At 68.2% G+C, this 21,031-nt stretch carries 19 protein-coding genes; 13 read left to right on the top strand and 6 right to left on the bottom strand.

All coding sequences use genetic code 11. The annotated features are described in order from the left end of the window. Window positions 1–160: 160 nt before the first annotated feature. From B0W80_RS07465 to B0W80_RS07425, 9 genes are all read left to right on the top strand, one after another. A complete protein-coding gene (locus tag B0W80_RS07465) occupies window positions 161–1,471 on the top strand; it encodes a sugar ABC transporter substrate-binding protein (protein WP_076998488.1) in 1,311 nt (436 codons plus the stop codon). A 143-nt stretch (window positions 1,472–1,614) separates the two neighbouring features. Then, a complete protein-coding gene (locus tag B0W80_RS07460; RefSeq protein WP_076998507.1) occupies window positions 1,615–2,451 on the top strand; it encodes a carbohydrate ABC transporter permease in 837 nt (278 codons plus the stop codon). 13 nt (window positions 2,452–2,464) lie between these two features. Continuing rightward, complete coding sequence (locus B0W80_RS07455) at window positions 2,465–3,289, top strand: carbohydrate ABC transporter permease (RefSeq protein WP_076998487.1); 825 nt, start codon at window positions 2,465–2,467, stop codon at window positions 3,287–3,289. Between the two features lie 14 nt (window positions 3,290–3,303). Beyond that, on the top strand, window positions 3,304–4,335 hold the full coding sequence (locus B0W80_RS07450; protein WP_076998486.1) for an ABC transporter ATP-binding protein: 1,032 nt from the start codon (window positions 3,304–3,306) through the stop codon (window positions 4,333–4,335). Window positions 4,336–4,342: 7 nt separating this feature from the next. Continuing rightward, the gene (gene dalD / locus B0W80_RS07445) at window positions 4,343–5,761 is read left to right on the top strand and encodes a D-arabinitol 4-dehydrogenase (RefSeq protein WP_179106850.1); all 1,419 of its coding nucleotides are present in this window, start codon (window positions 4,343–4,345) and stop codon (window positions 5,759–5,761) included. After that, on the top strand, window positions 5,758–6,546 hold the full coding sequence (locus B0W80_RS07440; protein ID WP_076998485.1) for an L-iditol 2-dehydrogenase: 789 nt from the start codon (window positions 5,758–5,760) through the stop codon (window positions 6,544–6,546). Before dalD ends, B0W80_RS07440 begins: the two co-directional genes overlap by 4 nt. A 19-nt stretch (window positions 6,547–6,565) precedes the next feature. Further along, entirely contained in the window at window positions 6,566–7,501 is a 936-nt protein-coding gene (locus B0W80_RS07435) for an AraC family transcriptional regulator (RefSeq protein ID WP_076998484.1), read from the top strand. A 21-nt stretch (window positions 7,502–7,522) separates the two neighbouring features. After that, complete coding sequence (xylB, locus tag B0W80_RS07430) at window positions 7,523–9,022, top strand: xylulokinase (RefSeq protein ID WP_076998483.1); 1,500 nt, start codon at window positions 7,523–7,525, stop codon at window positions 9,020–9,022. A 1-nt stretch (window position 9,023) separates the two neighbouring features. After that, complete coding sequence (locus B0W80_RS07425; protein ID WP_076998482.1) at window positions 9,024–9,950, top strand: carbohydrate kinase; 927 nt, start codon at window positions 9,024–9,026, stop codon at window positions 9,948–9,950. 103 nt (window positions 9,951–10,053) lie between these two features. Here the strand turns inward: B0W80_RS07425 and B0W80_RS07420 are convergent, their stop codons facing one another. From B0W80_RS07420 to B0W80_RS07400, 5 genes are all read right to left on the bottom strand, one after another. Further along, window positions 10,054–10,398, bottom strand: coding sequence for a hypothetical protein (locus B0W80_RS07420; RefSeq protein ID WP_143684514.1), 345 nt, complete (start codon window positions 10,396–10,398; stop codon window positions 10,054–10,056). Between the two features lie 142 nt (window positions 10,399–10,540). Beyond that, the gene (locus B0W80_RS07415) at window positions 10,541–12,013 is read right to left on the bottom strand and encodes a DegQ family serine endoprotease (RefSeq protein ID WP_076998480.1); all 1,473 of its coding nucleotides are present in this window, start codon (window positions 12,011–12,013) and stop codon (window positions 10,541–10,543) included. Between the two features lie 59 nt (window positions 12,014–12,072). Continuing rightward, window positions 12,073–13,404, bottom strand: a complete 1,332-nt coding sequence (locus tag B0W80_RS07410; protein WP_076998479.1) for an ATP-binding protein — start codon at window positions 13,402–13,404, stop codon at window positions 12,073–12,075. Next, window positions 13,404–14,060, bottom strand: coding sequence for a response regulator transcription factor (locus B0W80_RS07405; protein ID WP_076998478.1), 657 nt, complete (start codon window positions 14,058–14,060; stop codon window positions 13,404–13,406). Before B0W80_RS07405 ends, B0W80_RS07410 begins: the two co-directional genes overlap by 1 nt. Before the next feature lie 49 nt (window positions 14,061–14,109). Beyond that, window positions 14,110–14,880: an IclR family transcriptional regulator C-terminal domain-containing protein gene (locus B0W80_RS07400; protein ID WP_076998477.1), complete on the bottom strand. Its 771-nt coding sequence runs from the start codon at window positions 14,878–14,880 to the stop codon at window positions 14,110–14,112. A gap of 149 nt (window positions 14,881–15,029) precedes the next feature. Here B0W80_RS07400 and pobA point away from each other — a divergent pair, with 149 nt between their 5' ends. Continuing rightward, window positions 15,030–16,211 carry a 4-hydroxybenzoate 3-monooxygenase gene (gene pobA, locus B0W80_RS07395; protein WP_076998476.1) on the top strand — a complete coding sequence of 394 codons (1,182 nt, stop codon included), beginning with the start codon at window positions 15,030–15,032 and terminating at the stop codon, window positions 16,209–16,211. 15 nt (window positions 16,212–16,226) lie between these two features. On the opposite strand, the gene B0W80_RS07390 is transcribed toward pobA, so the two are convergent. Continuing rightward, the gene (locus tag B0W80_RS07390; protein WP_076998475.1) at window positions 16,227–18,557 is read right to left on the bottom strand and encodes a xanthine dehydrogenase family protein molybdopterin-binding subunit; all 2,331 of its coding nucleotides are present in this window, start codon (window positions 18,555–18,557) and stop codon (window positions 16,227–16,229) included. Window positions 18,558–18,672: 115 nt separating this feature from the next. On the opposite strand from B0W80_RS07390, the gene aat reads away from it, so the two are divergent. From aat to B0W80_RS07375, 3 genes are read left to right on the top strand one after another with little or no spacing between them, the layout of a single operon-like run. Then, window positions 18,673–19,425 (top strand): leucyl/phenylalanyl-tRNA--protein transferase, encoded by a 753-nt coding sequence (gene aat / locus B0W80_RS07385; protein ID WP_076998474.1) that lies wholly within the window; start codon window positions 18,673–18,675, stop codon window positions 19,423–19,425. Next, window positions 19,422–20,171 (top strand): arginyltransferase, encoded by a 750-nt coding sequence (locus B0W80_RS07380; RefSeq protein ID WP_076998473.1) that lies wholly within the window; start codon window positions 19,422–19,424, stop codon window positions 20,169–20,171. The genes aat and B0W80_RS07380 overlap by 4 nt, the downstream gene beginning before the upstream one ends. A 30-nt stretch (window positions 20,172–20,201) precedes the next feature. Further along, window positions 20,202–20,999, top strand: coding sequence for an IclR family transcriptional regulator (locus B0W80_RS07375; protein WP_076998472.1), 798 nt, complete (start codon window positions 20,202–20,204; stop codon window positions 20,997–20,999). Window positions 21,000–21,031 lie beyond the last annotated feature (32 nt).

Below are 21,031 nucleotides of genomic sequence, written 5' to 3'. Positions count from 1 at the left end.
CCTGCTCTCATGCATCCATAGTTGCCAAAACTAGGGAAGTCACTGAGCGATCGGTGCATCCAAGTATCGATCCAGGCAATACCAGTACCAATTCGGCAAGCTGGAGTCTCCAGAATCGGCGCGAGCGACTGCCTCGTCGCCAACCCCAAGGAGACAACACATGAAGCGTTTTCAGAAGGCCGGTCTGCTGCTCGCACTGGCCGGTGTCGGCTTGGCCGCCAATGCGGCCACCGAATTGGTCGTGGCCACCGTGAACAACGGCCACATGATCGAGATGCAGAAGCTCACGCCGATCTTCGAGAAGGCCTATCCCGAGATCAAGCTCAAGTGGGTCACGCTCGAAGAAGGCACGCTGCGCCAGCGCGTCACCACCGACATCGCCACCAAGGGCGGCCAGTTCGACGTGATGACCATCGGCATGTACGAGACGCCCATCTGGGCCAAGAAGGGCTGGCTCAACCCCATCGCGACCGACGCCGCCTATGACGTCGACGACCTGCTGCCCGCCATGCGCACCGGCCTGTCGGCGGACGGCAAGCTCTACGCCGCGCCTTTCTACGGCGAAAGCTCGATGCTCATGTACCGCAAGGATCTGGCCGACAAGGTGGGCTTCAAGATGCCCGACCAGCCGACCTGGGCGCAGGTGAAGGAACTCGCCGGCAAGGTGCACGACCCGAAGGCCGGCGTGTACGGCATGTGCCTGCGCGGCAAGCCCGGCTGGGGCGACAACATGGCCCTGCTGACCACGATGGTCAACACCAACGGCGGCCAGTGGTTCGACATGAGCTGGAAGCCGCAGATCGACTCCAAGCCTTGGAAGGACGCGATCAGCTTCTACGTCGACCTGATGAAAGCCTACGGCCCGCCCGGCGCGTCGGCCAACAGCTTCAACGAGAACCTCGCGCTCTTCAACGAGGGCAAGTGCGGCATGTGGGTCGACGCGACCATCGCGGCGTCCTTCGTGAGTGACCCGAAGCAGTCGAAGGTGGCCGACAAGGTGGCTTTCGCGCAGGCACCGGTCGCCGTCACGCCCAAGGGCGCCAACTGGCTGTGGGCCTGGGCGCTCGCGATTCCGGCGGGCTCGCAGAAGGTCGACGCCGCGCAGACCTTCATCAAGTGGGCGACCTCCAAGGACTACATCAAGCTCGTCGCCAAGGAACAAGGCTGGAACGCAGTGCCCACCGGCACGCGCAAGTCGACCTACGCCAACCCCGAGTTCATGAAGGCGGCGCGCTTCGCCGAGGCCGAGAAGAAGGCCATCGACACCGCCAACCCGACCGACAGCACGCTGCCCAAGTCGCCCTACGTCGGCGTGCAGTACGCGGCCATTCCCGAGTTCCAGGCCATCGGCGTGGCGGTCGGGCAGCAGATGAGCGCGGCGCTGGCAGGCAAGACCTCGGTCGACCAGGCGCTCAAGACCGCCCAGACGGCGGCCGAGCGCGAGATGAAGAAAGCCGGGTACTACAAGTGAGCTCGCTCACACCCTCCTCCGCGGGGGAGGGTCGGGCCGGCGGCGTGCCGTCCGCACAGGACGACGCGCCGGCACGTCCCGGCTTCTCCGAGAGCGGGAAGAAGAACAAGAACAACACCGCCCCCGACCGCTTTCTGCCGCGCATGCTGATGGCGCCGGCGGTGATCACGCTCTTCCTCTGGATGATCGTGCCGCTCGCGATGACGATCTACTTCTCGTTCGTCAACTACAACCTGATGCAGCCGGGCGACCATCCCTTCGCCCGCTTCGAGAACTTCCACTACTTCATCACCGACCCCGACTTCTGGCCGGCGGTATGGAACACCCTGCTGCTGATCGGCAGCGTGATCGTGAGCACGGTGGTGCTGGGCGTGCTGCTGGCGCTGCTGGTCAACGAGCCTTTCCCCGGGCAAGGCATCGTGCGCGTGCTGCTGATCTCGCCCTTCTTCGTCATGCCCACGGTCAATGCGCTGCTGTGGAAGCACATGATGATGAACCCCATCTACGGCGTGCTCGCGGACGTGTGGCGCATGTTCGGCGCCGAGCCGGTCGACTGGCTGACCGACGTGCCGCTGCTGTCGGTGATCATCATGGTGGCGTGGCAGTGGCTGCCCTTCGCCTGCCTGATCTTCATCACCTCGCTGCAGTCGCTGGACCGCGAGCAGATGGAAGCTGCACGCATGGACGGCGCCAGCGCCATCCAGCGCTTCGGCTACCTGACCATTCCGCACCTGGCGCGGCCGATGGCGGTAGTCATCATGATCGAGATGATCTTTCTGCTCTCGGTCTTCGCCGAGATTGCGGTCACCACCAACGGCGGGCCGGGCAACGAGAGCACCAACCTCACGTACATGATCTTCAAGCAGTCGCTGATGAACTTCGACGTGGGCGTGGCATCGGCGGGCGCGCTGTTCGCGGTGATCCTGGCGAACATCGTGGCGGCCTTCCTGATCCGCATCATCGGCAAGAGCCTGGACTGAGGGAGCGATCACCATGCAAACCGACAGCATCGTTCCCGTCATCCTGCGCACCGCCGGTGCATGGGTGCTTTCACTGCTGCTCTTCTTCCCGCTGGGCTGGCTGGTGCTCACAGCGTTCAAGACGGAGTTGCAGGCGATCCACGTGCCGCCGCTGTTCATCTTCGAGCCGACGATGGACAACTTCTCCGAGGTGCAGCGGCGCAGCGACTACCTGCTCTTCGCCAAGAACTCGATCATCACCAGCGTGGGCTCGACCATCCTCGGCCTGGCGATCGCGGCACCGGCGGCCTACTCGATGGCCTTCTTCCGGACCAAGCGCACGCGCGACATCCTGATGTGGATGCTCTCCACCAAGATGATGCCGGCCGTGGGCGCGCTGGTGCCCATCTACGTGCTCGCGCAGACCGCCGGCCTGCTGGACTCGCGCACCGCACTGGTGGTGGTGTTCACCTTGTCCAACCTGCCGATCATGGTGTGGATGCTGTACACCAGCTTCAAGGACATTCCGCCCGAGATCCTGGAAGCCGCGCGCATGGACGGCGCCACGCTGTGGACCGAGTTCCGCAACGTGGTGATGCCGCTGTCGATCGGCGGCCTGGCCTCCACCGGCCTGCTGTGCCTGGTGCTGAGCTGGAACGAGGCCTTCTGGGCCCTCAACCTGAGCTCGGCCAAGGCCGGCACATTGGCGGTGCTGATCGCTTCCTACTCCAGCCCCGAAGGCCTGTTCTGGGCCAAGCTCTCGGCCGCCTCGCTGCTGGCCATCGCGCCGATCGTGGTGTTCGGCTGGTTCAGTCAAAAGCAGCTGGTGCAAGGCCTGACCTTCGGCGCCGTCAAATGAACAAGGAGACCTGAATGGCCTACCTCCAACTCGACAACATCAAGAAGAGCTTCGGCGACACCCACGTCATCAAGGGCGTGGACCTGCAGATCGAGAAAGGCGAGTTCATCGTCTTCGTCGGTCCTTCGGGCTGCGGCAAGTCGACGCTGCTGCGCCTGATCGCCGGGCTCGAGCCCATCACCAGCGGCACGCTGTCGCTCGACGGCCGCGACATCACGCGCACGCCATCGGGCAAGCGCGACCTGGCGATGGTGTTCCAGAGCTATGCGCTCTATCCGCACATGAGCGTGTACGACAACATGTCCTTCGCGCTCAAGCTGGCCAAGGTGCCCAAGGACGAGATCAAGACCAAGGTCGAGTACGCGGCCAAGCAGCTCAACCTGACGCAGTACCTGCAGCGCACGCCCAAGGAGCTGTCGGGCGGCCAGCGCCAGCGGGTGGCGATCGGCCGCGCGATCGTGCGCGCGCCGAAGGTCTTCCTGTTCGACGAGCCGCTGTCCAACCTCGACGCCGCGCTGCGCGGCAACACGCGCGTCGAGATCAGCAAGCTGCACCGCGCGCTCGGCGCGACCAGCATCTACGTCACCCACGACCAGGTCGAGGCGATGACGCTGGCCGACCGCGTGGTGGTGTTGCGCGACGGGCTCATCGAGCAGGTCGGCACGCCGATGGAGCTCTACGACCGTCCGGCCAACCAGTTCGTCGCGCAGTTCATCGGCATGCCGTCGATGAACATGGTGCAGGCGCGCGCCATCCCGAGCTTTTCGGCCCAGGTCAACGGCCGGCTGCCGACCGACGGCTTCCTCGGCGTGCGGCCCGAGGGCCTGCGCGTGCACCCGCAAAGCGGCGTCGGCGCACCGGGTCGCGTGGAGTTGGTCGAGGCGCTCGGTGCCGACACGCTGATCCACGTCGACGTGGGCGGCGTGCCGCTGGTGGCGCGGCAGAACGAGCGCACGCCGCTGCATGCGGGCGATACGGTGAGTGTCGAGCTCGATCCTTCGGTGCTGCACTTCTTCAACCAGGAAGGCCGCGCGGTCGCGGCGTAGAGCACACATGCCCGTCCTTCCGATCTCGGAGTTCGTGATCCTGCATCTCGGACTCGGCTCCTTCCATCGCGCGCACCAGGCGGTGTACCTGCAGCAGCTGATCGAGGCCGGCGATGCGCGCTGGTCGATTTCGGGTGCCAACCTGCGGCCCGACATGGCCGAGGTGGTCGACGCCCTGCGCGCGCAAGACGGCTGCTACACGGTGGAAACCGTGTCCCCGGCCGGCGACTACCGCTATCAGCGCATCGGCGCCATCCGCGAGGTGCTGCCCTGGGACGCGTCGCTGGCCGGCGTGATCGTGCGCGGCGCCGATCCGCGCACGCGCATCGTGTCGTTCACCGTGACCGAGGCCGGCTACTACCTCGATCCGCACGACCGCCTCGACCTCGACGCCGCGGAGCTGGCGCAGGATCTCGAACGCGCCCGCCGCGGCGAGGCCGGCCAGACCATCTACGGTGCCGCCTGCGCGATCCTTCGGGCCCGGCGCAGCGCCGATGCGGGGCCGCTCACGCTGCTCAATTGCGACAACCTGCGCCACAACGGCGAACGCTTCCGCCGCGGCTTGTTGGAGTTCATCGGCCTTGCCGGCCAGCAAGACCTGGCGGACTGGGTGCGCGACAACACCCGCTGCCCCAACGCGATGGTCGACCGCATCACGCCGCGCCCGCCGCCCGAGTTGCGCGAGCGCGTGCGGCAAGCCACGGGCAACGACGACGCCGCAGCGGTCACGGCGGAACGCTTCACGCAGTGGGTGATCGAGGACGACTTCATCAACGGCCGCCCCGACTGGGCGCGCGTGGGCGTGGAGCTGGTCGACTCGGTGGCTCCCTACGAAGAAGCCAAGATCCGCATCCTCAACGCCAGCCACAGCTGCATCGCCTGGGCGGGAACGTTAATCGGCCTGCAGTACATCCACGAAGGCACGCACGACCCGGCCATCCGGCGCATGGCCTTCGACTACGTTACCGAAGACGTGATTCCCTGCCTGCACACGCCGGAGCGCCCCAGCCCGATCGACCTGGCGGCCTACCGCGACGTGGTGCTCGACCGCTTCGGAAACCCGGCCATCCGCGACACCAACCAGCGCGTGGCGATGGACGGCTTCTCCAAGATTCCGGGCTTCATCGCGCCCACCGTGCGCGAGCGCCTGGCGCGCGACCAGAGCATCGCGAGCGTCGCGATGCTGCCGGCGCTGTTCCTGGCTTTCCTGCAGCGCTGGCACGCAGGCGCCCTGCCCTACACCTACCAGGACCAGGTCATGGACGAGGCCACCGCGCATGCGATCTGCGCGGCGCCCGATCCGGTCGCCGCGCTGTGCGGCGACACCGGCCTGTGGGGCGAGGTCGCGGGCGACGCGCGCCTAACCGCGGCTGTGCGCGACGCTGCGGTCCGGGTCCGGGCCTTCATCGAGGGCACGCCGACATGACGAATCGTCTGCAGGGGCGCCACGTGCTCGTCACCGGCGCGGGCGGCGGCATCGGCCTCGCCATCGCCGAAGCCTGCCTGCTGGAAGGCGCGCGTTGCACGCTGGTCGACCGCGCGCCGGCGCCGCCGGACGGCGTGGCCGTGTTGCAGCGCGTCCATCCGAAGCAGGTCGTCTATCTGCCGGCGGACGTGACGGACGCCCATTCGGTGGCGCACCTGCTCGAGGCGGCGCAGGCCGCCGGGGGGCCGGTGCATACGCTGGTCAACAACGCCGCCGTCTTCGACATGGCACCGCTGCTCGACAGCGACGAAGCTTCGTTCGACCGCCTGTTCGCGGTCAACGTCAAAGGCCTGTTCTTCGTGATGCAGCGGGTGCTGCAGCACATGGTCGACCACGGCGCGCCGGGCTGCTCGGTGATCAACATGGCATCGCAGGCCGGCCGGCGCGGCGAGGCGCTGGTGTCGCACTACTGCGCGACCAAGGCCGCCGTCATCAGCTACACCCAGAGCGCGGCGCTGGCCATGGCGCCGCACGGCATTCGCGTCAATGCCATTTCGCCGGGCGTGGTCGACACACCGATGTGGGACCAGGTCGATGCCCTGTTCGCCCGGCACGAAGGCCTGCAGCCCGGCGAGAAGAAGCGCCTGGTCGGCCTGGAGGTGCCGCTCGGCCGCATGGGGGTGCCGGCCGAGATCGCCGACGCCGCCGTCTTCCTGGCCAGCGACGAGGCTCGGTACATCACCGCACAGACGCTCAATGTCGACGGTGGTAACGTCATGAGCTGAAGGTGTGGAGAACACGGCCATGACATCGGTGCGACAGCGCCACCTGCCCCGTCACCGCGAGCCCGAACTCGAACGCGACATCGCGCGCTCGCCCTCGCTCGGCTACGAAGCCGCCGAAGAAGCCGGCCTGGTGCGCTGCCTCGCCCATGGCTTTCCGAGCCCGCTGGTGCGCTGGCATTTCCACGAGGAATACGAGCTGCACCTCATCACCGAAACATCGGGCAAGGCCTTCATCGGCGACTGGATCGGCCCCTTCCAACCCGGGCACCTGGTGCTGTGCGGGCCGCGCCTGCCGCACAACTGGATCTCGCTCGATGCACCGGCCGGCGGCGCCGCGGGGCGCGACCGGGTGATCCAGTTTCGCCACGAGCCGATCGAAGCCGCGGCGGCCGGCATTCCGGAGCTGCGCGAGGTGCTGCAGCTGCTGGAGCGCTCGCGCCACGGCATCGAATTTTTCGGCCTGGCCGAACGCGCGCAGTCGCACTGGGACGCGGTCAAGGGCGCGCGCGGCCTGCGCCGCTTCGCGCTCTTCTGCGACTACCTGGCCGACCTGGCCCAATGCACCGACTACCGGCTGTTGTCCAACGTGCAGATGCAGGGCGTCGAGGGCGAGGCCGGCGTCGACCAGATCAACGTGATCGTCGACCGCATCACCTCCAACCTGGCCGAGCCGATCGCCATGTCCGACATCGCCGCCGAGCTCGGCATGAGCGAAAGCCGCTTCAGCCGATTCTTCAAGCGGTCCACCGGCAACAGCTTCACTGACTTCGTCAACCGCGTGCGCATCAACAGCGCCTGCCACCTGCTGATGCAGACGGACCACTACGTCACCGACATCTGCTACCAGGTCGGTTTCAACAACGTGGCCAACTTCAACCGTCGCTTCCTGGAGATCAAGGGCATGACGCCGACCGAATTCAGGCGCCAGAGCGACCACCGCTTTTTCGGCGCCTGACCAGGCGTGGACCGTACCGCCATGTACCTTGGGCTCGACCTGGGCACGTCCGAGCTGAAGGCCCTGCTGCTGGCCGACGACCATCGCATCGTCGGCATGGCGCGGGCATCGCTCGAAGTCAGCCGGCCCGCGCCGCTGCATTCGGAACAGCACCCTTCGCAGTGGTGGGAAGCAGTGGAGGCCGTGATGGCCGAACTGGGGCGGACCCAACCCGCAGCGCTGAAGGCCGTGCGCGCCATCGGCCTGTCGGGCCAGATGCACGGGGCCGTCGTCATGGATGCGCAGCATCAGGTGCTGCGCCCGGCCATCCTCTGGAACGACGGGCGCAGCGCCGCGCAGTGCCGTCGACTCACCGAACAGGTGCCGCGCCTGGCCGCCATCGCCGGCAATCTGGCCATGCCGGGCTTCACCGCGCCCAAGCTGCTGTGGATGCGCGAGCACGAGCCATCGCTGTTCGAACGCATCGCGCACGTGCTGCTGCCCAAGGATTGGCTGCGCTTCAGGCTCGGAGGCGAGCTGGCCAGCGACATGTCGGACGCCTCGGGCACGCTGTGGCTGGACGTGGGCGCGCGCGACTGGTCGGACGAATTGCTCGCAGCCTGCGGCCTCACGCGCGCGCAGATGCCCCGGCTGGTCGAAGGCAGCGCGCCGGCCGGCCGGCTCGAACCCGCGCTGGCGCAGCGATGGGGGATGGCGCCGGGCGTCGTGATCGCCGGCGGCGGTGGCGACAACGCGGCCAGCGCGGTCGGCATGGGGCTCGTCGATGCAGGCCAGGGCTTCGTGTCGCTCGGTACCTCGGGTGTGATCTTCGTCTGCAGCGATCGCTTCGAACCACGGCCCGAAGCGGCTGTGCATGCCTTCTGCCACGCGTTGCCCGGCCGCTGGCACCAGATGTCCGTGATGCTTTCGGCCTCCAGCGCCGTCAACTGGGCCGCACGCAGCTTCGGGCTCGGCGACGCGGTTTCGCTGCTGGCCGCGGCCGCCACGCTCGGCGACGAAGCGCGCCGGGGAGCGCCGCTGTTCCTGCCCTACCTGTCGGGCGAACGCTCGCCGCACAACGACGCCGATGCGCAGGGCGTGCTCTTCGGCCTGACGCATGCGCACGGGCCGGCAGAGATCGCCTATGCCGTGGCCGAGGGCGTCGGCATGGGCCTGCGCGACGGGCTGGACACGCTCGCCAGGCCGGCGGGCGACCTGGTGCTGGTCGGCGGCGGTGCGCGCAGCAGTTGGTGGGCGCAACTGCTGGCGGACGTGCTGGAAACGCCCTTGGCCATCTGCGAAGGCGGCGAAGCCGGCGCGGCACTCGGCGCGGCACGGCTGGCCTGGCTGGCGGACGGCGGACAGGCCGACCAGGTGTGCCTGCGCCCGGCGGTGCGGCGCCGCTTCGAGCCGAGGCATGCGGCGGCCGACAGCCTTCGCACGCGCCACGCGCGCTTCAAGGCGCTCTACGCGCGGCTGCGGCCGTTCTTCGCCGAGGCCGGTGCCTCGGGCGACTCATCCGATTCATCGAAGGGGGATTGACATGTTCGTGGTGTGCGGCGAGGCGCTGATGGATGTCTACGTGCAGGAGGCGACGCCCACCGGCCTGCGCCTGGATGCACGCATCGGCGGCTCGCCCTTCAACGTGGCGGTCGGCCTGGCGCGACTCGGTCGGCCGGCGGCATTGCTGACCGGCCTGTCGCGCGACGCGGCCGGCGAGCGGCTGCTGCAGGCGCTGGCGGCGGAAGGCGTGGACGCCGGGCTGGTCGTCCGCAGCGATGCACCTACCACCCTGAGCGTGGTCAGCGTCGACGCCGCCGGCACGCCGCGCTACACCTTCTACGGGCACGGCACGGCCGACCGGGCGATCACCACCGACAACCTGCCTGCGCTGCCTGCCGAAGCACGTGTTCTCCAGTTCGGGTCTTACGCGCTGGTGGTCGAGCCCGTCGGCAGCGCCTTGCGCGCCTTGGCGGCCCGGGAGCGGGGCCGCTGCCTCGTCGCCTACGACCCCAACGTGCGGCTCAACGTCGAACCCGATCTGGCGCGCTGGCGCGAAACGGTCGAGGCCATGGCTGGCCTGGCGCACATCGTCAAGGTGAGCGACGAAGACCTGGGCCTGCTGTACCCCGATGTCCCGCCGGCCGAGATGGCGCGGCGCTGGCTCGGCGCCGGCGCCGGTCTGGTGGTGCTCACGCGAGGCGCCCACGGCAGCGAAGCCTGGACGCGGAAGCTGCATGAAACGGGCGCGGCCGTCACGGTGAAGGTGGTGGATGCGGTGGGTGCCGGCGACACCTTTCAGGCGGCGCTGCTGACCTGGCTGGACGAGCACGATGCGCTGAGTTCCGACGGACTGGACGGGCTCGATGCCGCAGGCCTGGCGGCGCTGCTCAGCTTCGCGTCGCGGGCCGCCGCGATTACCTGCTCACGCCGGGGTGCCGACATGCCGCGCCGCGCCGAATTGGACTGAGGCCTGTCGGCGGCTTCGTGCTGCTGCGCCTATGGTTTCGCGCTTGTTTGTGACGAGTGCGGTTGCAGTTGCGGTTGCGCTTGCTTGCGGTTGCCGTTGCGGCTCAGAGCAGCGAATGGTCGGTGGTCAGCATGCAGGAATCCGCTTCGGTCGGCGTCTGCGAATCTTCTGCGGGGGCCAGGCGCGTCGACAGCGCCTTGGGCGAACCGCCGAGGATGCCCGTGGGGGCGACAGGCTTGCCGAAGGGCGCCAGGCCCTGCAGCACGCGCAGCGCGGAAGCCCCCTGGATCAGCGCCTCGGAGTAGTCGGGCAGCCCCTGGGTGGAGGAATCGACCGGCCGATAGACCAGGCATTCCTCGGATTCCGCCACCACGGCCTCCATCAGAACCCAATGGAATTCAAAGGGCTCGAGTTCGAGAACTGTCAGTGCAAGGTCGCGGAGTGCCATGGGGGAAACCTCTTATTCAATTGCTCCGGCGAATTGTTACAGGTTAACAATTTGCGACAAGGCACTTTTGCACGATGTATCGCTGCCACACCTCCCCGGCCGTGTGGCAGCGTGACGGGCGCCACGCCGACGCCCGCCTTCGTCACCCCAGGCGCACCGGCACGAAGATCCGGTCGCCGTCGCGCTGGATCAGCAAGGCGACGGATTTGTCGGCCTTGGCCGCCACTTCGCGTACCTGCTCGACGCTCTTGGCCGGCGTGCCGTTGATGGCCAGCAGCACGTCGCCGGGCTGCACGCCTGCCAGCGCAGCGGGGCCGCCCGCGTCCTCGATCAGCAGGCCGGCGTCGACGCGCGCCTCGCGTCGCTCCTGCGGTTGCAGCGGGCGCAGCGCAAGGCCCAGCTTGCCGTTGCCGGGGCCGGCCTCGTTCTTCGCGACGGTGCTCGTCTTCTCGGCTGCGTCGCCGAGCCGGGCGCTGATCTCGTGGCGCTCGCCCTGGCGCCAGACATCGAGCGTGATGCGGCTGCCAGGCTTCTTCTGGCCGATGAGCGCCGGCAGGTCGCCCGAGGCGACGATGGGACTGCCGTCGACCTTGCGGATCACGTCGCCCGAGCGCAGGCCCGCCTCGTCGGCCGGGCCGCCCTTCTCGACGTTCGACACCAGCGCGCCCTCGGGCTTGTCGAGCTTGAAGGAGTCGGCGAAGGTCTGGTTCACCTCCTGCACCGCGACGCCCAGCCGTGCATGCGTGGCCTTGCCGGTGGCGACGATCTGGTCTTTCACCTGGATCGCGATGTCGATCGGAATCGCGAAGGAAACGCCCTGGAAGCCGCCGCTGCGGCTGTAGATCTGCGAGTTGATGCCCACCACCTCGCCGCGCGTGTTGAGCAGCGGGCCGCCCGAGTTGCCAGGGTTGATCGCCACGTCGGTCTGGATGAAGGGCACGTAGCTGTCGTCGGGCAGCGAACGTCCCTTGGCGCTGACCACGCCGGCCGTCACCGTATTCTCGAAGCCGAAGGGCGAGCCGATGGCGAGCACCCATTCGCCGACCTTGAGGTCCTTGTTGCTGCCCAGCGAGAGCGTGGGCAGGTTCTTGGCCTCGATCTTGAGCACCGCGATGTCGGTCTTGGCATCCGAGCCGACCACCTTGGCGCGGAACTCGCGACGGTCGGTGAGCTTGACGGTGACTTCGCTGGCGTCCTTCACCACGTGGGCGTTGGTGAGGATCACGCCGTCGGCACTGACGATGAAGCCCGAACCCTGTCCACGCACGGGCGTGTCGCGCTGCTGGCCGCGCGGGCCGGCGCCGCCGCCGAAGCGCTTGAAGAACTCGTACATCGGGTCGTCCGGGTCCATGCCGGGCACACCGCCTTGCATCGAGGTCTTGGTGGTGCCCGTGACGCTGATGTTGACCACGGCCGGGCCGTCGCGCGAGGTGATGGCCGAGAAGTCGGGCATGGTGACCAGCGGCGCGGCGGTCGGGGCCACCGCGGCAGGCGCGGCGGCCGACGTACCGAGGGCGCTGGCGCTTGTGTAGGCGCCCGCGCCGACGGCACCGATCACGCCGGCGGCGGCGAGCGCGGCCGCGAGCGCGCGGGGCGAGTTCAGACGGACTTTCATGAAGCTTCCTTTCGAGGTGCCAGTTGAAACACGATGGAAAGGAATGTCGGCGCAGTCGCTTAGGCCCGTCTTAAAACATCCGAAGGAAAACGCAGCACCACGCGCAGGCCACCCAAGGCCTCGGAACGCCCGATGCCCAGGCCCGCGTTGTGCTGCTCGGCGATGGATTTGACGATCGACAGGCCGAGGCCGCTGCCGGGTGCCTGCGGCTCGCCCGAGCGGTAGAAGCGGTCGAACACGCGCCCGCGTTCATCCTCGGGCAGGCCGGGCCCGCTGTCTTCGACGATGAGTTCGCTGGCGCCGTTGCGGCGCGCGATGCGGATGTCGACGCGACCGCCTTCGGGCGTGTACTTGATGGCGTTGTCGAGCAGGTTGCGCAGCAGCGTGCGCAGCGGCTCGAGGCGGCCTTGCACCTGCGCGGCATCGTCGTCGGCGTCGGCGATGCCGACATCGATGCCTCGCGCCTGTGCCGCGGCGATCGCGTCGGACAGCGCGAGCCGCGCGACCTCGCGCAGGTCCACGGTTTCCATCGGCGAGCCGGCGGCGGCGCTGGCTTCCTGGCGGGCCAGCACCAGCATCTGCTCGACCAGCCGGGTCGCACGGTCGATGCCGGCCGCGAGCCGGCCCACGGCCAGGTCGCGCGCGGCATCGTCGTGCGCGCGTTGCAGCCCCTGCACCTGAAGCTTGAGTGCCGCGAGCGGTGAGCGCAGTTCGTGCGCGGCATCGGCCACGAAATGCCGCTGCGCTTCGAAGGCGCGCCGCACGCGATCGAACAGCAGGTTGAGTTCCTGCACCAGCGGGCGCACTTCCTCCGGCAGCCCGTCGTCGCTGACCGGGGACAGGTCGTCCGCCTGCCGCGACGCGACCTGCCCGCGCACGCGCGCCACCGGCGCCAGCGAACGGCTCACCACCCACCACACGACCAGCATCAGCAGCGGTGCCGCAAGCGCGATGGGTCCGACGGTGCGCAATGCCAAGGTGCCTGCCATGTTGCGGCGCGCAGCCATGTCCTGCGCGACCTGGATCACCAGCGTGCGGCTCTGCAGCGAGAACACGCGGTAGGTGGTGCCGCGCGCGCGGACGTTGGAAAAGCCCAGCACCGCGCGCTGCGGCAGCGCGGCCTGCGCGGCCGATTCGAAGATGCGCTGGCCGTCGAGGGTCCACACCTGCACGACGAATTCGAAGTTCTCCTCGCTGTCGCCCAGGCCGCTGACGGCCGCGCTCGGCGGCAAGCCGGCGCGCAGCGACAGGGCCATCTGCTGCATGTGGTAGTCGAAGATCTGGTCGGCTTCTTCGAGCACCGTGCGGTAGGCGACGAAGCCTTGCACACCCGCGGCGAGCACGATGGCCGCCAGCAGAAACAGGAGGAGGCGCGCGCGTAGAGACTTCATTACTTGGGCACCATGTACCCCACGCCCCGCACGTTGCGGATCAGGTCTGCGCCGAGCTTCTTGCGCAATCCGTGCACGTAGACCTCGACCGCGTTGCTGCTGATCTCGTCCTTCCAGCCGTAGAGCTTTTCTTCCAACTGCGCGCGCGACAGCACCATGCCCGGCCGTGCGATCAAGGGCTCGAGCACGGCCCACTCGCGTGCCGACAGCACGACGGACTGGCCATTCACCGTGACTTCTCGCGTGGTCGGGTAGATGCTGACGCCCATGTGTTCGTAGACGGGCTCGGCACGCCCCGATGCACGGCGCAGCAGCGCACGGATACGCGCCAGAAGTTCGTCGAGGTCGTAGGGCTTGAGCACGTAGTCGTCGGCGCCGGCATCCAGGCCCTCGATGCGCTGCTGCACGGAATCGCGCGCCGTGGCGATGAGCACGGGCATGCGCTGCTTGCGCGTGCGAAGGGCACGCAGCACCTCCAGCCCATCGCGCCGCGGCACGCCCAGGTCGAGCAGGACCAGGTCGTACTGCTGGGTGCGCAACGCGGTGTCGGCGGTGTCGCCGTCCTTCACCCAGTCGACCGCGTAGTTCTCGGCCCGCAGCAGGTCGAGCACGGCCTCGCCGATCATCACGTCGTCTTCCAGCAGCAGCAGTCGCATGACGGGTTCGTCCGAAAAATGGTGTTCGAGATGGTAGCGACGGTGAAGTTCAGAGCAGCGAACGCACCTCCCGCGCGGCCTCGAACAGCAGCGGCAGCATGTCGCGGCGCAATGCTTCTTCGGGGTAGCGCGCGCCGGACAGCACCACGTTGAGCGCGGCCACGGTGTGCCCCTGCATGTCGCGGAGCGGCACGGCCAATGCCTGCACGCCGAGTTCGTGTTCCTCGCTGGCGAAGCAATAGTCGTCCTTGCGCACCTGGGCGATGCGCTGCCGCAGCGCACGCACCTGGGTGACGGTGTGCGGCGTGAGCCGCGGCAGCGCGCGCCCCTTGAGCCATTGGGCGAGTTGGCCCGCGCTCATGGCCGCGAGCAGCACGCGGCCGGTCGAGGTCGCATGCGCGGGCAGGCGCGCGCCCAGGTGCAGGCCGTAGGCCAGCACACGCGTCGGCGTGCCGTAGCTGCCGCTGCGCGCGACGATCACCACCTCTTCGCTGTCGAGCACCACGGCCGAGAACGACTCCCCGGTCTGCGCCGCCAGCCGGTTGAGCGTGGGCTGCAATGCGCGCGGGAGCCGGGACGATGCAAGGTAGCTGCCCGAGAAGCGCAGCACTTTCGGCGCCATCCAGAAGTAGCTGCCGTCGGTTTCGAGGTAGCCCAGGTGGGCCAGCGTGAGCAGGTGGCGCCGGGCCGCGGCGCGGGTCAGCCCGGCGCGCTCGGCGGCCAGGGTGGCGTTCAGGCGCTGGCGCTCGGTGTCGAAGCTTTCCAGCACGGCCATGCCCTTGGCGATGCCTTCGATGAAGTCCGGCTTGGCGATGGTCATGTGCGGCTCGGGTACGGCAGGAGGGAGGCTGCAAGTGTTGCGCGATCATCGCGCAGGCGGCCTCATCATCGCACAGAGCATGCGTTGTCGGCACCCTCGAAAGCGCACTGCGCCCTACGCTCGGTCCATCGACTAAACAGGAGACATTCATGCGCACCCAGGTCGCCATCATCGGCGCCGGCCCGGCCGGACTGCTGCTCGGCCAGCTGCTGTTCAAGGCCGGCATCGACAACGTGATCGTCGAACGCCAGACCGCCGACTACGTGCTGGGCCGCATCCGCGCCGGCGTGCTCGAACAGGTCACCATGGACCTGCTGGCACGCGCCGGCGTCGACAGCCGCGCCAAATCCGAAGGCTTGCCGCATGAAGGCATCGAGCTGCTGTTCAAGGGCGCGCGCCATCGCATCGACCTGCACGGGCTGACCGGCGGCAAGCAGGTCACGGTGTACGGCCAGACCGAGGTGACGCACGACTTGATGAATGCGCGCGAAGCCGAGGGTCTGACGACGATCTACAGCGCGTCCAACGTGAGCCTGCACGACTTCGACGGCGAGCGGCCGACGGTGCGCTACGAGAAGGACGGTGCCACGCACGAGATCCAGTGCGACTTCATCGCCGGCTGCGACGGCTACCACGGCGTGAGCCGTGCCAGCGTGCCGGCCGACGCCATCCATACCTACGAAAAAATCTACCCTTTCGGCTGGCTCGGCGTGCTGGCCGACGTGCCGCCCGTGTCGCACGAGCTGATCTACGCCAACACGCAGCGCGGCTTCGCACTGTGCAGCATGCGCAGCACCACACGCAGCCGCTATTACGTGCAGGTGCCGGTGGAGGAAAAGGTGGAAAAGTGGAGCGACGAAGCCTTCTGGAACGAGTTGCGCCTGCGCCTGGACCCCGAAGCGCGCGAACGGCTGGTGACCGGTCCTTCGTTGGAGAAGAGCATCGCACCGCTGCGCAGCTTCGTGGCCGAGCCAATGCGCTTCGGCAAGCTCTTCCTGGCGGGCGACGCGGCGCACATCGTGCCGCCGACGGGCGCCAAGGGCCTGAACCTGGCGACGGCCGACGTCGGCTTTCTGTCTCGCGCCTTCGAGATCCATTACGGCGAACGCAGCGCCTCGGCGCTCGACCGCTACTCTGAGCTGTGCCTGCGCCGGGTCTGGAAGGCGGAGCGCTTCTCGTGGTGGTTCACGTCGCTGATGCACCGCTTTCCGGACACCGGCGAATTCGGGCAAAAGATCCAGGAGGCCGAGCTCGACTACCTGGTGAACTCGCGCGCGGCGTCGACCTCGCTGGCCGAGAACTACGTGGGCCTGCCGCTCGAAGACTTCTGACGGACGACCCGGCGCTCAGGGGCCGGTCTGCATCAGCTGCCAGATGCGCGCCGAGGTCAGCGGCATGTCGAGGCGCTCGGTCAGCGCTTCCATGCCGGCGCGCGCCAGCGCATCGGCCACGGCATTCACCACCGCGGGCGTAGCGCCGATGGTGCCCAGCTCGCCCACACCTTTCACGCCCAGCGGGTTGTTCTTGCAGGGCGTGCTCTCGTCCATCTCGGTCTTCATCATCGCGCCCATGATCTCGGCGCGCGGCGCGGCATAGTCCATCAGGCTGCCGGTCAGCGGCTGGCCGGTTTCGGCGTCGTACACCACGCGCTCGCACAGCGCCTGGCCAATGCCTTGCACGGCGCCGCCTTCGAGCTGGCCGCGCACGATGAGCGGGTTGATCACACGGCCCACGTCGTTGACGGAGGCGTAGGCGACCACACCGATCTCACCGGTGGGCGCGTCGATCTCGATCTCGCAGATGTGGCAGCCGTTCGGCCAGGTCGGGCCGGCGACGGTGCTGGTGGAGTCGACGAAGATCTCGCGTTCGGGCTGGCGGCCGGCCAGTGCGAACAGGTCGAGCCGCAGGTCGGTGCCGGGCACCTGGAATGCGCCCTCTGCGTACTGCAGGTCTTCGGCCGCCACTTCGAGCTCTTTCGCCGCGAGCGTGCGGGCCTTGTCGATGGTGCGCTCCGCGCCCACGCGGACGGCCGAGCCGCCCGTGAAGATGGAGCGCGAGCCGGCGCTGCCGAAGCCATCGCCGCGATCGGTGTCGCCGAGCACGATGCGCACCTTGTCCATCGGCACGCCGAAGGCATCGACCACCAGTTGCGCCAACGTGGTCGCGATGCCCTGCCCCATGGCGTTTACGGCCGAGAACACCTCGATCACGCCATCGGCCTGGACGGCGACCGTCACGCGCTCTTCGAAGACGTTGCCGCCGGTCCACTCGAGAAAGGTCGCGATGCCGAGCCCGCGCAGGCGGCCTTTGCTTCGCGATTCCTCGGCACGGGCGTCGAAGCCCTGCCAATCGGCGAGCGTGAGGGCGCGATCCATCACCTGTTCGAAGCGACCCGTGTCGTAGGTCTGCTTCATCGGGTTGGTGTAGGGCATCTGTTCCGGCTGGATGAAATTGCGGCGGCGCAGCTCGATGCGGTCGATGCCGATCTGGCGGGCGGCCTCGTCCATCAGCCGCTCGATGGTGTAGATGGCCTCGGGACGGCCAGCGCCGCGATAGGCGCCGGTGGGGGCGGTGTTGGTGAGCACCGCCAGGAAATCGAAGTCGATGGTCTGGATGTCGTAGACGCTGGTCTGCACCCATGGCCCGATCAGCAACTGGATGGCGACGCCGGTGCCGGTGGCGTAGGCGCCGACGTTGGCCAGCGTGCGGATGCGCAGGGCGAGGATCTTGCCGTCGGCGTCGAGCGCCAGTTCGGCCAGCGCCTCGATGTCCCGGCCGTGAGAGGTCGACAGGAATTCCTCGCTGCGCTCGGCCACCCACTTGACCGGTCGGCGCAGCACGTGGGCGGCGTAGGCGACCACGATGTCTTCAGGGTAGGCGCCGGTCTTCATGCCGAAGCCCCCGCCCACGTCGCCGACCACCACGCGCACCTGCTTGTGCTCGAGGCCGATCGCGTCGCAGATCGAGTTGCGCACGCCCGAAGGCATCTGGGTGCTCATGCGCACCGACAGGCGGCCAGACGCGGCGTCGACGTCGACGAGCACCGAGCGCGGCTCGATGGTCAACGCGACCACGCGCTGGTTGACGACGTCCAGCGACACCACGTGCTCGGCCCGGGCGAAAGCCTCGCTGGCGGCCTCGGTGCTGCCGTGGCGCATCTCGGCGGCGATGTTGCCGGTGGCGGCCGGCCAGACCTGGGGCGCGCCGTCGGCCACCGCGGCCTGCGTTTCGACGACCATCGGCAGCTCTTCGTAGTCGACCATCACGGCCTCCGCGGCATCGCGCGCCTCGCGCCAGGTGTCGGCGATCACGGCCGCCACCGCCTCGCCCACGAAGCGCACCGTGTCGGTGGCCAGCACGTGGCGCGGCGGCGAGGCGCAGTCGGAGCCGTCGGCACGCTTGAAGGCCGCGGCGCCCGGCAGTGGCTGCACGCCGGCCTGCGCCAGCTCGGCGCCGGTGAGGACGCGCAACACGCCGGGCATCGCAGCAGCAGCAGCGGTGTCGACCGATGTCACCCGCGCGTGCGGATACGGGGAACGCACGAAGACCAGATGGGTCTGACCGGGCAATGTGACGTCGTCCGTGTAGCGGCCGGCACCGGCGAGAAGACTTTCGTCTTCGAGACGTCGGACGGCCTGGCCGCTGCCGAAGCGGGTGGGGTTGGTTTCTGCTGTCACCGTGGTCCTCTGCTGTTGTGCGCGAGCCGCACGCCAGCGACGACTATATGGGCTTCCCACCCATTCGGCATCGCGGCGGCGTCACGCCCATCCGAAGCCGTGTATATCTTCGACTATGCAACTGCCCTGGCTCGCCCCCGGTGACCCGCTTCCCGACGCCGCTTCGGCCTGGGGTGAATCCGACCCCGTCCCCGGACTGCTCGCCGCAGGTGGCGGCCTCGACGTGCCGAGCCTGCTGCAGGCTTATTCGCATGGCATCTTCCCGTGGTTCAGCGAAGGCCAGCCGATCCTCTGGTGGAGCCCGGACCCGCGCATGGTGCTCGAGGTCGACCGCTTTCGCCTGCACCGCTCGCTGCGCAAGACGCTGCAGCGATTCGTTGTCGAGCCGGGTTGCGAAATCCGCATCGACCACGGCTTCGAGGCGGTGATCCGGGCCTGTTCACAGGCGCCGCGCGAGGGCCAGACGGGGACCTGGATCCTCCCCGAGATGGTGCAGGCCTACACCGCGCTGCATCGCGCCGGCCATGCGCACAGCGTCGAGACCTGGATCGCCGGCGAACTCGTCGGCGGCCTCTATTGCGTGGCGATCGGCCGCGCCGTGTTCGGCGAATCGATGTTCGCCCGCCGGCCCGACGCGTCCAAGATCGCACTGGCGGCGCTCATCGCCTTTTGCCGCCACCATGGCATCGGCATGATCGACTGCCAGCAGAACACGAGCCACCTGGCCAGCCTGGGCGCAGAGGAGATGCCGCGTGCACGCTTTCTGTCACACGTGGCAGGGGCACGCCGATTGGCCGGCCCGTCGTGGCGTTTCGAGCCCGTATACTGGCTCGACCTCCTGCCCACGCCAAGCTCTCGACCGACGTGACGCACCTCAAGGATCTCCCGCTCCACACGCTGCAGTTCTACGCGACGGCGCCCTACCCGTGCAGCTACCTGCCGGACCGGCAGGCCCGCTCGCAGGTGGCGACTCCCAGCCATCTGATCCACAACGACGCCTACTCGGACCTCGTTCTCAGCGGCTTCCGGCGCAGCGGGATGTTCACCTACCGGCCCCACTGCGACGGCTGCAACGCGTGCGTGCCGCTGCGCGTGCTGGCGAACGAGTTCAGGCCCACCCGCAGCCAGCGCCGGGCGGTGGCGCGCCATGCGAACCTGCAGGCACGCGTGCTCAAGCTGTGCTTCGTGCCCGAGCACTACCAGCTCTACCTGCGCTACCAGAACGGTCGCCATGCAGGCGGGGGCATGGACCACGACAGCATCGACCAGTACACCCAGTTTCTGCTGCAGAGCCGGGTCAATTCGCGGCTGGTGGAGTTTCGCGAGACGCAAGCCGACGGCAGCCCGGGCGCGCTCAAGATGGTGTCCATCCTCGACGTGTTGAACGATGGCCTGTCGGCCGTCTACACCTTCTACGAGCCCGAGGCATGCGCGGGCTACGGCAACTACAGCGTTCTCTGGCAGATCGAGCAGGCGCGCAAGCTGGGCCTGGCGCACGTCTATCTGGGCTACTGGATCGAGGGCAGCGCCAAGATGAACTACAAGGCGCGTTTCGCGCCACATGAAGTGCTGGTCGGCGGCCGCTGGCAAGCAACAAACGATTTCACCAAGTAAAATCGCAACCGGTTCCACCACCGCGTTGCCATGAGAAAACCCCAATCAGACGTTCCGGCCACGCCGGTCATCCAGGTGATCGAGCGCATGTTCTCGCTGATCGACGTCCTGGCTTCACGCGAAGAAGCGATCTCCCTGAAGGAAATCAGCGAGAAAACCGGCCTGCACCCCTCCACCGCGCACCGCATCCTCAACGACCTGGCGGTCGGCCGTTTCGTCGACCGGCCCGAGGCGGGCAGCTACCGGCTCGGCATGCGCCTGCTCGAGTTGGGCAACCTTGTGAAGGGAAGGCTCAACGTGCGCGATGCGGCAATGACGCCGATGCGCGAGCTCCACAAGCTCACGCAGCAGCCGGTCAACCTCAGCATGCGCCAGGGCGACGAGATCGTCTACATCGAACGCGCCTACAGCGAGCGCTCCGGCATGCAGGTGGTTCGCGCCATCGGCGGACGGGCGCCCCTGCACCTGACGTCCACCGGCAAGCTGTTCCTGGCGGTCGACGAGCCCCAGCGCGTTCGCAGCTACGCCACCCGTACCGGCCTGGCCGGTCACACCCGCAACAGCATCACCCAGTTGCCGGCATTGGAGCGCGAGTTGTCGAAAGCACGCCAGTACGGCATCGCACGTGACAACGAAGAGCTGGAACTCGGCGTGCGCTGCATGGCCGCTGGCATCTATGACGATCAGGGGAAGCTGGTGGCCGGGCTGTCGATTTCGGCGCCGGCCGATCGGCTCGACGATGGCTGGCTGCCGAAGCTGCAGGCCACCGCCGACGAGATTTCGAACGCGCTGGGCTACAGCGCGAAGGCGCCGCCCGCTGCGGCTTGAAGCCTGGGGCGCCTTGGGTGCTCGCGGGAAGA

This window comes from Variovorax sp. KK3 (assembly GCF_001984055.1).
Lineage (GTDB): Bacteria > Pseudomonadota > Gammaproteobacteria > Burkholderiales > Burkholderiaceae_C > Variovorax.
This window is presented reverse-complemented; position numbering and strand designations above follow the sequence as displayed.

Coding starts and splice junctions, on each gene's coding strand:
- B0W80_RS07450 (WP_076998486.1), top strand. CDS start 3,304: ATGGCCTACCTCCAACTCGACAACATCAAGAAGAGCTTCGGCGACACC.
- B0W80_RS07425 (WP_076998482.1), top strand. CDS start 9,024: ATGTTCGTGGTGTGCGGCGAGGCGCTGATGGATGTCTACGTGCAGGAG.
- B0W80_RS07460 (WP_076998507.1), top strand. CDS start 1,615: ATGCTGATGGCGCCGGCGGTGATCACGCTCTTCCTCTGGATGATCGTG.
- B0W80_RS07400 (WP_076998477.1), bottom strand. CDS start 14,880: ATGACCATCGCCAAGCCGGACTTCATCGAAGGCATCGCCAAGGGCATG.
- xylB (WP_076998483.1), top strand. CDS start 7,523: ATGTACCTTGGGCTCGACCTGGGCACGTCCGAGCTGAAGGCCCTGCTG.
- B0W80_RS07375 (WP_076998472.1), top strand. CDS start 20,202: ATGAGAAAACCCCAATCAGACGTTCCGGCCACGCCGGTCATCCAGGTG.
- pobA (WP_076998476.1), top strand. CDS start 15,030: ATGCGCACCCAGGTCGCCATCATCGGCGCCGGCCCGGCCGGACTGCTG.
- B0W80_RS07405 (WP_076998478.1), bottom strand. CDS start 14,060: ATGCGACTGCTGCTGCTGGAAGACGACGTGATGATCGGCGAGGCCGTG.
- B0W80_RS07455 (WP_076998487.1), top strand. CDS start 2,465: ATGCAAACCGACAGCATCGTTCCCGTCATCCTGCGCACCGCCGGTGCA.
- B0W80_RS07420 (WP_143684514.1), bottom strand. CDS start 10,398: ATGGCACTCCGCGACCTTGCACTGACAGTTCTCGAACTCGAGCCCTTT.
- B0W80_RS07415 (WP_076998480.1), bottom strand. CDS start 12,013: ATGAAAGTCCGTCTGAACTCGCCCCGCGCGCTCGCGGCCGCGCTCGCC.
- aat (WP_076998474.1), top strand. CDS start 18,673: ATGCAACTGCCCTGGCTCGCCCCCGGTGACCCGCTTCCCGACGCCGCT.
- B0W80_RS07435 (WP_076998484.1), top strand. CDS start 6,566: ATGACATCGGTGCGACAGCGCCACCTGCCCCGTCACCGCGAGCCCGAA.
- B0W80_RS07465 (WP_076998488.1), top strand. CDS start 161: ATGAAGCGTTTTCAGAAGGCCGGTCTGCTGCTCGCACTGGCCGGTGTC.
- B0W80_RS07410 (WP_076998479.1), bottom strand. CDS start 13,404: ATGAAGTCTCTACGCGCGCGCCTCCTCCTGTTTCTGCTGGCGGCCATC.
- dalD (WP_179106850.1), top strand. CDS start 4,343: ATGCCCGTCCTTCCGATCTCGGAGTTCGTGATCCTGCATCTCGGACTC.
- B0W80_RS07440 (WP_076998485.1), top strand. CDS start 5,758: ATGACGAATCGTCTGCAGGGGCGCCACGTGCTCGTCACCGGCGCGGGC.